This is a genomic window from Thermodesulfobacteriota bacterium (genome assembly GCA_040753795.1).
Classification (GTDB): Bacteria; Desulfobacterota; Desulfobacteria; order Desulfobacterales; family Desulfosudaceae; genus JBFMDX01.
In genome coordinates this window covers 101274-112652 of the sequence record JBFMDX010000014.1, presented here as the reverse complement: position 1 = coordinate 112652, position 11379 = coordinate 101274, and the positions used below count along the sequence as shown (strand labels likewise).

Genomic DNA, 11379 nt, shown 5'->3' with positions numbered 1-11379 from the left:
TTCTTGACGCGTTTTACCATCTGGGTACCTCCTTTTATATTGTCGGTTCTTCGTCAAACCTCAATATAACAGGAGCCCCAGATGGTTCCTTCTATTTTATGCTAATGGCCGTGCAAAATTCAGGTATTATCTTAAAAAGGGACTTCTGAAAGAACCTGTTCAGAATCTATGGCGTTAGCAAGAAAACCTTCTTCCTTAAGTGCTGATATAAGTGCTTGATAACCTATCGTGTCATCTGGCTTTCTTTTTAACCATGAGTCAATAATTTCGAAGCCACCATTAGCATATTCTTCAAAAATTATTAAAACTTCATTTTCATTCTCATCTCGGAGAATTTCAATAGATTTTTCTTCGACTAATGCTATAAGATTGAATAGATCAACTGTAGTTGGATGGCCGGAAAAAATACGGCCATCAATTTCTAGCGTTTGTTCTTTAGGTTTAAAGGGAACTCTTTTCTCATATTGAAAACCCAACACAGCCGCAAAACACATAAATTCTCGCATTGTTGGGAAAATGGATCTTGCGGATAACTCATCTCTATTGTCGCAGAATGATCTAACGATTGTTTCATATTTAATGGAACGTCTTACCCCCCTCATTTATAAAATCCTTTCTATTCGAGATAAATTCTTCTCACAGTTATAAAACAATCTATCATATGATTTTCCATTTAAAAAAATTGTGTCGCTGCTTTTTTTATCACGGCGAGAGCCTTTATTCTCTGCAATCAAAATATATTCAGCGCCTATAAAAGGACGAATGGCATCAAGAACAGTTTCATCACCTTGAGAGCTTGATACAAGCATAACAATTTGCGAAGCCATTTGAGGTATTTGTTTTGCTATTGACGCTTTATACTTTTTATCTAATTGCCCATATGGTGAATCAAGGATTAAAGGGGCAATTGTTCCAGGCCTAATGATTTGGCTTTCCAAATCAATTAAACTTTGAGAATATTTTATAAGGGATGATAGAAACATCAAGCTTAAAATCTGATTTTCACCATCACTTTTAGGTACAGGCAACATACTGTCAGAATATAGTAGTTCTATTGAAAAGTCATTATTAAATCTGAAAGAATAATCTTTCCTAGCTGTTTCTTCTAACATTATGTTTACCAATTTAGATATTTCTTCTCTTGCACTTACTTCATAGTCTTTCAAAATTATTTCAAGCATAAGAAATGCTGTTTGAGCGAGTTGTCTCCTAATAAAAATCTTCCTCACTTTCTGGCTTTGACTAGCAAGAACAGCCAACTCTTTTTCTACAGATGGTATTCGTTTTTCAGTCTGTTTTATTATCGTATCACAGTTGCCAATTGTTATTTGAAGTTTACTTAGCTCTTTTTCAATATTATCTCTAGCTTTTTCTTGTTCATTAATTTCTTGGATATTAAGATTTGTTATCTGACTTTTTAATTCTTGAATTTTTTGCTCTAACTTTGACAACTGGTCATGATCACGTGCAATACGCTTTTGTAAATCCTCAAAAGCACTGGGCGCATCCCCTGCTTTCTTCTGGAGGTATTGAATCGTCGCACGTGATCTTGTTACTTTACTTAATAAATTTGCACTACTTGCTTTATTTAGCAATGCAGTGACTGATCTCCACTCTTGGCTTTCAGGTTCAATCCTTCTGCCACATATACATATTTGTGCTGACAATATATCTTCAACAAACTTCTCATCATAAGGGCTTGGAATTCTACCTTTAATTTCTTCTTCGTTTATAAAATCAAGTGTAATTTGCGAAAGTTTTTTACTTACAATTGATGTTGCATAAGCACTAATCCATTTAATTAAATTCAATTCTCCTTCTTTAATATCAGCTAGCTTTTCCTTGTATTCATCTTCTTTTGATAATCTTTGTGAATGTATTTCTTTAGCCCTTATATTTTTTTCTAATTTCTTATTAATTTCATTTTTTAATTTTACTTGAGTTTCAATTTCTTCTTCAGTTTCATCCTTCTTAGCTTTATATTTATCAAGTTTTGTTTTAAGTTCATCCAACTCTTTCTCTTTGTTCTTTATTTGTTCATCATCTGCACACGAACCTATTTTACTGTCGAGTTTTCCTACAATAAATTTTAAATCACTCATAGCTGTCTCTGCAAGCTCACAGCCAAGCATGTTTCTTATAGCCTTACCAATTAATTTATAATTTTTTTCGGCAGAGAATCTTTCTGCAGCTTCTCCATCGAAAAAAAAGTATTTTGCCATTTCTTTAGGAATAACGGAGTTTATAAAAGATACTGGTGCATTAAGAGGGGTAGATATGCTATTGGATATTTTTAAAACACTGAAGTCAGAAGGATTTTCTTTCTTCCCTTCAACAAAATGTCTTTGAGCATTATAAAAAGTACCCTCATGTTCAAAATCCACTGAAACAGAAGCATCCTTTTTCCCTTCTGCAATTGCTTCAAAATTTATAATTTTTTCCTTTTGTTCAAATTTGGATGTAACCAAGTTAAAAAAACACCATAATACAGAATTTAAAATTGTTGTTTTGCCAACACCATTTTCAGCATGTATAAGTGTAACATTTTTGTCTTTATTTGTAGTCAACTCAATATATTGGTTACCATAAAATTGCCTAAAATTATATAAGCTTATTTTATTGATTTTCATTGTCTATTTCCTTAACAGAAAAATTGTTTATCAACTCAGCTAGTTCTTCTCTTCGTTTAGTCTTTTTATTAACATCTTCGTCAGAATACTTTCTCTCTAACGTCATCAGCTTTAACAAAAAATTTATCGCAATATTTTTATCAATTTCAATCATAACTCCTCCTAATATCCATATATTTTAATATTCTCTGGCTCGCCCCTTAAAAACTTGATTTTCATGCCACTTAAGATATTTCGGTTTTGGATAATATGTTTTTCGCAAGGGAGGGGAGATCATTTTGGTATGAAAGGCCAACACCCAATCGTTGAATCCTTGTGTGCCATTGACAATTTCCGAAACAACTATTTTCATTTTGTTATTAACTGTAAATGCGCCTCTGTCAAATAGCTTGTGATGCAGAGAGCATAAAGCTAAACCATTATCCTCTTGGTCTGGCCCATCAGCTTGATACCATTGAATATGCGCTGCCTCCAAAGTCACTAGGGTATCGCCCACCCGCACATTGAAGCCACACACTGCACATTGGTACTGATAAGCTTGCATAATTCGATTACGGAAATTAGGGTCTCGAAATTTTGTTTTAAAAGAAATGTTTCCAATATCTAAGCCAACTGCCTGGAGAATATCTTCATGAATGGAGCTTGGAAAACTGGTATCCAGAATACGAAAGACGACATCAGAGACAAACTTCTTATCCGAAATAAAATGATGAAAAACGTCTTGAGGCAAGCCGCCACTGACATTATGGGTAATTAAGTCTGTCCTGCGGGCATCACCAGAAGAGGTCAATGCCACTTTATGTGGTTTGTCCACTTCCCAAAGGCCATCCTCTTGAAGTCGCCAGAAAGAATATTGCGGGTGATAGTTTACCCTCTTTGGCCCGAATTCTATTAGCAACTTTCTTAGGTTTTGATCTATTTCTGAATAGGGAACAAGGCGTTGCCCGGTTTGGAGAAGACGGGCAATTGAATACAAGAGTAGAAGATGTTTGTGCGGGGCTCGTACCCCCCCACGTTTATAGACATTTAAGTTTGCTATGCGATTTTTGATTTCAGTTTTATTCATTATTACTGTTGTTATAGTTTCAAAAAACTGAAATCGGCACATTCCCTCCCTGGCTTGTTGTCGATTTTGTTATTTTTTTATATCGTATTTATGCTGATTGTGCAATACAACCCCTGTTGACGGCATATTCTTGACTCAAAATATATGGGAAGTTTCAAACTGTATGCGCTCCCTGATTTAATTTGCCCCAATCGTTTTTGAACGAAATTAAATGATCAACACTTACATTCGTCCCAACACGGTTCCGGTCTTCAAAAATTAACGTATTGGTTTCGTCTATTCTTGCTCTTTTATTTTTTTTACGTAATTCCGAAATACGCATCTCCATTACAACTCTAAAATCTTTCGGGTTTACAATATAAAAATCAGCTTCCTCACTATTTTGCTTGCCGGCATAATCAACAAATACGATGAATACGTTATTGCCTGTTATCCCTTTAACTTTCGGCCAGAAATCTTGTCTCTTTGATTTTACTTGGATAGTAATTTCTCTTTTGCCAATTTGCACTGTCATTGGGCTTCGTAAATCACCTTCCTGCAAATTCACTATTTCGTCCTTAAAATGCTCAAGCAACTTTCCTTTTACGAGTTGTTTGGAAACCAATTGTAGTTCGTGTTTACCTAATTGGGTAAGTCTTACATTGCTGTGTTCCATTTTTGATCCTTTTTTTTTGTCTCTAATCGATACTTATCTTCTCACTTGATAGTAACATCCCTATCTTACTAGCATTCTTTAAGCCGTTCAACAACCCCACCCTCCCCTACATGCGGAACAATCAGCCGATACCGGGCGCGGGTGATGCCGCCCACGTAAATCAGGCGGTCGATCTGTTCTGCGGCCCAGCCTTCGGCGTTGGGGGCTAGGTAGTCCAGGCCCGGGAGGAACACCACCGAACAGTCCAATCCCTTGGCGCTGTGGATGATGGAAATGACGGCGCGGTTGGTGGTGATGTCGTAGGCTATCTTGGAGCGGAGGTCCTGCTTTTCGTTTTTCCAGTTGATGAGACTGGTCAAGTTCCCAGAGACCGTCGGACTGAAGGTGCCAGAACGGGAATTCGGGGTGATAGCTTTTTCTGGCCGGGCCGAATTCCATCAGCAGTTTTTTCAGATCCTGATCGGCTTCGGCATAGGGGATAAGGCGCTGGCCGTTTTGCAAACGGCCAAGGGCATATAAAAGAAGAAGGGGTTTGTGGGGAGCGCGTATTCCGCCTCTTTTCCAGACGTTGAGGTTGTCGATACGGTTTCGGATTTCCGTTTTGTTCATTATGGTATTGGTATGTTTTTATAAAACTGATGACGTCACCCCCCTTCCCTGGTTTACTGACGATTTCGTTATTTTCTATACCATATTCGCGTTGAATAGGGAATAGGGAATTGGGAATGGAGAATGAAGAATAGGGAATGGGGAATAGGGAATGGGGAATAGTGAATGGAGAATAGTGAATGGAGAATGGGGAATGGGGAATAGGGAATGAAGAATGGGGAATGGGGAATGGGGAAATCATGGACTATTGGCCTTTGTATTTTTAATTATGCTTGTGAGAATAGCAATCAGTTCGTCCGACTCGCGAATAAGATCGACTAAACGTTCTCGGGAGATGGTCTCCGATTCCGCTAATAAACGGAGCCAGTAATGAGTTTCTCTGGCCTCTTTACAAGCGATTGATATTTTAGAAACAAAGTCAGCCCGGCTTTGCCCCCCCTGGCCTTCCTCAACATTGGCGCCTATTGAGGTGCCACTTCGCAGCAGTTGTTTTGCAATCGTGCGGGAAACCCCGGGCTTTTCATCCAGCGTTTGGCATAATTTGATAATACGCAACGCAAAATCGAATGTTCTTACTGTAATATCTTTTACCATTCACTATTCCTCATTCACTACGCCCATGGGTTTATGAATATCGCTCAGGGCATAAAACAGGGTTTGTTCTACGGTGCTGCATTTCTGGATAATGACGACATTGTGCCACCAGGGGATCCGGGCCAAAATGGCAACAGGTTGTTGCCGAAAAAGTAAAGCGGACCGATGTGCGTTTTGGGGTAATTGCGAAGCAGGCTGCTTCGCAATTGCATCCCCTTGAGAATAAAAGAGATACCATGTTTTTTTGATTACGGCTTCCAGCCGTTTGGATTCGACAAAATTTTTGGCCAGGGTAGTTGTAGACTCTGTCATTATTGATCGATTGTTAAATAACCCCGGACACTATTAAACGAAAGTGGCTTTTTGTTTAATAAAATATGGCTCGCTTTAGCCAAAACTTCGTCTGCCTTTCATGAAACTTCGTTCCGTCTTCGTCATACCGGAGAAAGCCGGCTTGACCAGGGGATTCAGGTAAAATGGAATATATTCATCTTACACTGGATCCCGGCTCACGTTCCGCTTCGCGTCACGGGCCGGGATGACCTCGGGAATGATGACAACCGGGACCGGCATGACGGGAATCGCAGGGCACGGCGCGCCGTGCCCCTACCGGTGCCGGGATGACCTCGGGTTATTGCCATAGCGTCAGTTCTTTCCATTTTTCATGAAACCCCATGGCAGCAGGCCGGATAAAGGGAGACTTTTCCAGTAACTGCTTCATCCTTTGCGGCCAGGTTGTTCCCGGGCTGATCTCTTTTAAAAAATACCCCAGCATGATGACGGTATTGCCCATATAGCGTTGTGTTTCCGGGTTTAGCATTCTGGCAAGGGTATCCGGTTTCTTTGGCAGTTTCACGGTAAATGCCATGCGACGATTCCAGAGACGTCCATGATGAGCCGTTATATTCCGGACAACGGTGAGATGATGCATAAAGGACTGGAAAACGACCTCATCTACACCATAGGGCCGGGCCAGGCGGTTTCTGTCGTTTCTGGATTTGAGGTTCTTGAACCAGAGCGAGAGCTGGCCAAAGGACATGATTTCGGCTGCTGCCCAGACTGGCGGCAAGTGAGGAACGTCATAGGTTTTTTTGTAATGTTCAATGAAAAGCTCGGTGCTTCGTTCCATCTCCTCTTTAAGGGAAGCAATGAGCCCGCGGTGTGCGTTATGATCACGACAATGAGTTTCATCCATATAAAAATGACTGCCATAGAGCACGCCAAGCTCATTGGCAAAATGCGCCCGGAAGGATATTTCCAGCCGCTCGATGGCTTCAAGCATGAGTAGAGGGAATCCAGTAGCCGCGGAACCGGAAGTAGCTGATATGGGAGAGATAACGAAAGACGCGATCCCGGTCGGTGATCTCCATGCCGCGGGAAACCAGCAGATCAATCTGGTCATCGATGGAAAGTGGAAGCTTGGTATATTTCATGCCAAGCCCCCAAAATAAGTAACCCGCCGGGGTGCGCTTGAATCAGAGGCGTGGCGGGTGTTGTTCAGAGTCTGAATTATGGTTAATAAGAAAACATTCTGATTGGCGATTGTCAACATTTTTTTACCCTAAAGAAGACATTATTAATATTGGTTATGTGCATGTTACAAGCAGTTTTTTAGCCTTTCTACTATTCTACGATCCTCCACATACGGAATAATCAGCCGGTAGCGGGCGCGGGTGATGCCCACGTAAATCAGGCGGTCGATCTGCTCCCGGGTCCAGCCTTCGGCTTTGGGGGCCAGGCAGTCCAGGCCCAGGAGGAACACCACGGAATAGTCCAGGCCCTTGGCGCTGTGGATGGTGGAGATGACGGCGCGGTTGGTGGTGATGTCGTAGGATTTCTTGGAGCGGAGGTCCTCGGACATCCACTGGCTCAATATGCCCTGCTGCGAGAGGGCGTCTTCCAGCATTTCCGGGAGGGTGTCGGTCCGGGTCTTGTCCGGTTTCTTCATGGCAAAGAGAAAGGCGATCTCGGAGAAGGGATAGCCCTCCTGCCTTACCAGGTCGGCGGCCCGGCGGGCGATGCCGGCGGTCATGAGGTCGAGGGTTTCAAACCGGCACAGCTCCGGCGGCGGGCCGTGAAAGACATAGGGGTCGCAGAAGAGCGGCATCTGGGGGTCTTCCGGGGCGTCGGCCGGGACGGGGCTGCTGCCGATGAACCGGGCCGCGAAGCCGGCGATCTCGACCGTGTTGCGGTAAACCGGGGTCAGCCGGTGGACCCTGCCCCGGGCCTGGATGCCCAGTTCGCTCCACCGGGTTCCGGGGTGGTAGATGTTCTGGTTCTCGTCCAGGGCGATGGTCAGGTTGCTGGTGACGGGGGAGAGCAGCCCGGTGATCACCCGGAACATGTCCGGGGAAAAGTCCTGGCCCTCATCCAGCAGGATGGCGTCATAGGTTTTACCGAAGGCGCCGACCCGGGACAGGGCTTCCTGAATGATGATGTCGTAATAACCGGGTTCCTCGTTTTCAAAGGATATTTTTTCCCCGATGATGTCGGCGCAGAGTTCATAGAAATGACAGACCCGGACACCGGGTTCGCCCAGGGGGACGGCCTTGGCGGCCAGCAGGCCCCGGATGTAGTTGACCAGGGGGATGTTGTAGCAGACAAAGAGAATGTTTTTGACGGCCGGGTTGTATTTCTGGAGGAAGACGGCCTTGTGGGCCAGGATCAGGGTCTTGCCGCTGCCGGAGGGGCCGATGATGATGCGGTGGCCGCCGTCGAACTGCCGGGCCAGGGCTTCCTGGCAGTTGTCCAGCAGCCGGAGCCGTTCGGCCTGGCTGAGGTGCACGCTGTCCCGGCCCCGGTCCGGCAGGTCGATCCGCACTTCCGGGAACAGGAGCTGCCGGAGGGTCACCCGGTCCGCGTGGGAGACGGTGAATTTAAAGAGGGGGGCAAAGCGCTCGGACAGCGCCGCGGAAAAGCATTTGCCGCTGCGGTCGCTGCAGATGTCCGATTGCGGGTGCAGGTCATCCCAGAAAAAAATCTTGTCCGCCGGGATGACGGCGTCCAGTTTTTTCTCCACGTATTCGTGCTTGTTGACGTTGGGCAAGACCACCCCCATGCTGATGGGGATTCTGGGGTTGCCGCGGTGGATCGGATCGGTGGCAACGAGCTTGCCGTCGGCGCTGATCTTGTGCTTGAGTTCAGAGACGTATTCCCGGGCCTGGTGGAAGGGGTTCTTGCGGGGTGAGGCCTGGCCGTTGATGTCCAGGACGAACTGGTGCGGGTTGGCTTCCCGGATCTGGTCCAGCACCCAGTCCTTGACCTCGAAGATGATCAGGCCGATGGCGTCCGAATAGAGGATGAAGTCCGGCTCCTTGCCGTTGATGTCCGGCAGGTACCAGGCCTGATAGGCGGCATCGGGCTTGGCCACGGTTGCCAGGAACCGGTAAAAGCGGCCCTCGCCTTCGGTGGTGAAGTCGCGGACCTCAACGGGGATCATGAGTGCCATAGTGCCTTATCCGTCACTGATGCGCGGAATTAAATTAATTTTCCGTTCAATTGCAAGTTTTGTTTCGTCCAATTGTCAGAGATAATTCGTCCAATTGCCGATTTACCGAATAACCAAAACCTCTTCTGCCTTGCATGAAACGTCATTCCGTCTTGCACTGGATCCCGGCTCACGTTCCGCTTCGCGTCACGGGCCGGGATGACCTCGGGGGTGTGTCCCCCGGCTCACGCTCCGCTTCGCGTCACGGGCCGGGATGACGGGAATCGTAGGGGCACGGCGCGCCGTGCCCCTACCGGATTCGGTACGCTATAGGCCGGGATTATTTATAGGGCGACCGCGGGTCGCCCCTACATGCCGCCCTGCGTTAGTCAAAAATCCGAATGATCCCCGTTTACGTCGTCATGATCTTCCGGATCGGGTCGGGTCATCTTCCTGTGATGACCGCGGTGTTCATCGAAAAGCGGGATCAGGTATTCTTCGTTGTGGTTGGCGCTTTTCCGGTATTTCCCGGCTCTCAAGGTTTTCTGATCCTGTTTGCGATATTTTACCAGGTAAAGAATCAGGCCGCCGACAACCCAGAAAAAAATCATGATCCATGCTGTCATCGCTTCACGCCCCCGATTTTTTTATATAAATTATTAAGGTTTTCGTGTCAATCAACCGGAAATATTAAGGGTACCTCTAAAAATAGTACGGGGTTGTGACAGATGCGGTCACATTTGCGGGATTTTTTTTTGTTAAGTTTTAAGGGTTAAGGGTTAAGTTTTAAGTTTTAAGTGTTAAGTGTTAAGGGTTAAGGGTCCCAACCGGGCCGGGTTAGGAACTAAACAGATAAATAACAATTGGTTGTGGTCTTGTTTGGTAGAAGGTAGTTTGTCATTTGATCTGGATTATCCGGTTAAACCGGATAATGACCTCGAAGGGGAGGCGGATGATGTCCGCGCGTAGGGGCACGGCGCGCCGTGCCCCTGCCGGTTTCGGCATGGAAGGCGGTTTGAGGGCCGGGATGGCGAAGGGTGAAGGATGCCGATGCGTGCCGGTCATCGGCGCCGCATATTCTGGTTCTGGTTGTTAATCGTGTTGAGGTCATCCATGAGGGTGTCGCTTGACCCTGCTCCGCGGGTATTCCGGTTTCTGGTGTTCCGGCTGTCACCCGCCCATGGATCGTCCTCCTCCTCGGCAAAGGGATTTTCCTCTTCATCGGTTTCGACGTTCTGGTTGATTATATTGCCCCGGGCGTCGACTGTTGTGTTGCCTGTTTTTGCGCCAGGAACAGGAACATAAGAAGAAGTGGCCGGATCCCAGACCATCGTTTGCGTCGTCGTGCGGCTGCCGGTTCCCTTGCCGGAAGGGTCATTCACATAAGATGAAGTGGTCGGATCCCAGACGGACGTTGTCGTGGTCGTTCTGTTGCTGGTTCCCCGCCGGTTATTCGGCTGGTTTGTAATGGTCTGCTTTTCATCCGACTGCGGATCATCATTCTCCGCGAAGGGATTGCCCGGGTCAAGCGTCTGGGTGGTCTGGTTGACAATGTTCCCCCGGGAGTCGAATGTGGTGCTGCCTGTCCCGGCAGCAGGGTCATCCGGGGCATAGGTTTCAATGGTCTGGGTGAGCACATTGCCCCTGGAGTCAATCATGGTGTTGGTGGTTGTTGTTACCGCATCGTCCGCCGGAACGGAGGACGGAAGTAGAATACAGACCATGGCCAGCGTAATGATGAGGATTTTCATGTACCCTCTATTTTTCTCTATTTAATGGAAGGATACGGGCTCGCGCACGATTCTCGTCAAGACTGATTAACGCGCCCTGTTTTAGAATTTGTTCGAACTGCTGAAGAGCGGAAATAATTAAATTGCCGAGGTGTTGAGGAGAAATATTCTGGGTTCGCACTTGGAAGACACTTGGGGAATGCGCATCCGTAGAAGCAAGAATGGCTCCGAAATCAAGATCATGGGTCAAAACCATAAAAGTGTTTGTTCGAGCCCAAGCCATGATTTCATGGTCAGTCGCGTCAGGTGCGCCAACATTCGACCAGTGGACCGCTTCATGACCTGCGTTTGTCAATAAAACGACCCAGCGTGGGGATAAATTCATGTCAATTAGGATTTTCATTTGGTCACATGGCCAGAGTGACTTCAATCTCTTCTACACGCCAGGCAGCATAACGAAGGGCCTCATCGATGTCACCGTTCTCAAGGTACGGATACATCTCCAATACTTCCTGCCTTGTATGCCCGGCAGCGATCAAGCCAACGATCATCCCCACCGTGACCCGCATGCCTCTAATGCATGGTTTTCCGCCCATCACTTCGGGATTAAAGGTAATCCGTGCTAATCGTTCCATCATGACTCCTAATCCGGTGTTTCATAAAATATT

Annotated in this window: 15 protein-coding genes and 2 pseudogenes; all 17 read right to left on the bottom strand. The window is 46.0% G+C overall.

Going from position 1 to position 11379, the window contains the following annotated elements; translation table 11 throughout:
• Positions 1-131: 131 nt before the first annotated feature.
• A complete protein-coding gene (locus AB1724_15280; protein MEW6079171.1) occupies positions 132-602 on the bottom strand; it encodes a DNA phosphorothioation-associated protein 4 in 471 nt (156 codons plus the stop codon).
• Positions 603-2630, bottom strand: coding sequence for an AAA family ATPase (locus AB1724_15275; protein MEW6079170.1), 2028 nt, complete (start codon positions 2628-2630; stop codon positions 603-605).
• On the bottom strand, positions 2617-2784 hold the full coding sequence (locus AB1724_15270) for a hypothetical protein (GenBank protein ID MEW6079169.1): 168 nt from the start codon (positions 2782-2784) through the stop codon (positions 2617-2619). The genes AB1724_15275 and AB1724_15270 overlap by 14 nt, the downstream gene beginning before the upstream one ends.
• Positions 2785-2808: 24 nt before the next feature.
• A complete protein-coding gene (locus AB1724_15265; protein MEW6079168.1) occupies positions 2809-3696 on the bottom strand; it encodes a phosphorothioated DNA-binding restriction endonuclease in 888 nt (295 codons plus the stop codon).
• A 154-nt stretch (positions 3697-3850) separates the two neighbouring features.
• Positions 3851-4351: a hypothetical protein gene (locus AB1724_15260; protein ID MEW6079167.1), complete on the bottom strand. Its 501-nt coding sequence runs from the start codon at positions 4349-4351 to the stop codon at positions 3851-3853.
• Positions 4352-4419: 68 nt separating this feature from the next.
• Positions 4420-4710 carry a 3'-5' exonuclease gene (locus AB1724_15255; protein ID MEW6079166.1) on the bottom strand — a complete coding sequence of 97 codons (291 nt, stop codon included), beginning with the start codon at positions 4708-4710 and terminating at the stop codon, positions 4420-4422.
• A pseudogene (locus tag AB1724_15250) lies at positions 4703-4960 on the bottom strand (restriction endonuclease). The gene AB1724_15255 and the pseudogene AB1724_15250 overlap by 8 nt, the downstream one beginning before the upstream one ends.
• A gap of 237 nt (positions 4961-5197) precedes the next feature.
• Positions 5198-5554 (bottom strand): four helix bundle protein, encoded by a 357-nt coding sequence (locus tag AB1724_15245; GenBank protein MEW6079165.1) that lies wholly within the window; start codon positions 5552-5554, stop codon positions 5198-5200.
• A gap of 3 nt (positions 5555-5557) precedes the next feature.
• On the bottom strand, positions 5558-5866 hold the full coding sequence (locus AB1724_15240) for a hypothetical protein (protein ID MEW6079164.1): 309 nt from the start codon (positions 5864-5866) through the stop codon (positions 5558-5560).
• Positions 5867-6185: 319 nt separating this feature from the next.
• Entirely contained in the window at positions 6186-6422 is a 237-nt protein-coding gene (locus AB1724_15235) for a hypothetical protein (GenBank protein ID MEW6079163.1), read from the bottom strand.
• 66 nt (positions 6423-6488) lie between these two features.
• A pseudogene (locus tag AB1724_15230) lies at positions 6489-6836 on the bottom strand (Abi family protein).
• Positions 6829-6987, bottom strand: coding sequence for a hypothetical protein (locus tag AB1724_15225; protein ID MEW6079162.1), 159 nt, complete (start codon positions 6985-6987; stop codon positions 6829-6831). Before AB1724_15225 ends, AB1724_15230 begins: the two are co-directional and overlap by 8 nt.
• Positions 6988-7151: 164 nt before the next feature.
• Entirely contained in the window at positions 7152-9002 is a 1851-nt protein-coding gene (locus tag AB1724_15220; protein ID MEW6079161.1) for an NERD domain-containing protein/DEAD/DEAH box helicase, read from the bottom strand.
• A gap of 368 nt (positions 9003-9370) precedes the next feature.
• A complete protein-coding gene (locus tag AB1724_15215) occupies positions 9371-9607 on the bottom strand; it encodes a hypothetical protein (GenBank protein ID MEW6079160.1) in 237 nt (78 codons plus the stop codon).
• Positions 9608-10042: 435 nt separating this feature from the next.
• Positions 10043-10732: a hypothetical protein gene (locus AB1724_15210; GenBank protein ID MEW6079159.1), complete on the bottom strand. Its 690-nt coding sequence runs from the start codon at positions 10730-10732 to the stop codon at positions 10043-10045.
• A gap of 7 nt (positions 10733-10739) precedes the next feature.
• Positions 10740-11114 carry a DUF5615 family PIN-like protein gene (locus tag AB1724_15205; GenBank protein MEW6079158.1) on the bottom strand — a complete coding sequence of 125 codons (375 nt, stop codon included), beginning with the start codon at positions 11112-11114 and terminating at the stop codon, positions 10740-10742.
• A 4-nt stretch (positions 11115-11118) separates the two neighbouring features.
• The gene (locus AB1724_15200) at positions 11119-11346 is read right to left on the bottom strand and encodes a DUF433 domain-containing protein (GenBank protein MEW6079157.1); all 228 of its coding nucleotides are present in this window, start codon (positions 11344-11346) and stop codon (positions 11119-11121) included.
• Positions 11347-11379: the final 33 nt, after the last annotated feature.

Bases quoted from the DNA above. Each gene is read 5' to 3' on its own strand.
- AB1724_15225 (MEW6079162.1), bottom strand. From the start codon at position 6,987: ATGAAATATACCAAGCTTCCACTTTCCATCGATGACCAGATTGATCTG.
- AB1724_15275 (MEW6079170.1), bottom strand. From the start codon at position 2,630: ATGAAAATCAATAAAATAAGCTTATATAATTTTAGGCAATTTTATGGT.
- AB1724_15200 (MEW6079157.1), bottom strand. From the start codon at position 11,346: ATGGAACGATTAGCACGGATTACCTTTAATCCCGAAGTGATGGGCGGA.
- AB1724_15215 (MEW6079160.1), bottom strand. From the start codon at position 9,607: ATGACAGCATGGATCATGATTTTTTTCTGGGTTGTCGGCGGCCTGATT.
- AB1724_15260 (MEW6079167.1), bottom strand. From the start codon at position 4,351: ATGGAACACAGCAATGTAAGACTTACCCAATTAGGTAAACACGAACTA.
- AB1724_15235 (MEW6079163.1), bottom strand. From the start codon at position 6,422: ATGGCATTTACCGTGAAACTGCCAAAGAAACCGGATACCCTTGCCAGA.
- AB1724_15210 (MEW6079159.1), bottom strand. From the start codon at position 10,732: ATGAAAATCCTCATCATTACGCTGGCCATGGTCTGTATTCTACTTCCG.
- AB1724_15205 (MEW6079158.1), bottom strand. From the start codon at position 11,114: ATGAAAATCCTAATTGACATGAATTTATCCCCACGCTGGGTCGTTTTA.
- AB1724_15280 (MEW6079171.1), bottom strand. From the start codon at position 602: ATGAGGGGGGTAAGACGTTCCATTAAATATGAAACAATCGTTAGATCA.
- AB1724_15240 (MEW6079164.1), bottom strand. From the start codon at position 5,866: ATGACAGAGTCTACAACTACCCTGGCCAAAAATTTTGTCGAATCCAAA.
- AB1724_15265 (MEW6079168.1), bottom strand. From the start codon at position 3,696: ATGAATAAAACTGAAATCAAAAATCGCATAGCAAACTTAAATGTCTAT.
- AB1724_15245 (MEW6079165.1), bottom strand. From the start codon at position 5,554: ATGGTAAAAGATATTACAGTAAGAACATTCGATTTTGCGTTGCGTATT.
- AB1724_15220 (MEW6079161.1), bottom strand. From the start codon at position 9,002: ATGGCACTCATGATCCCCGTTGAGGTCCGCGACTTCACCACCGAAGGC.
- AB1724_15270 (MEW6079169.1), bottom strand. From the start codon at position 2,784: ATGATTGAAATTGATAAAAATATTGCGATAAATTTTTTGTTAAAGCTG.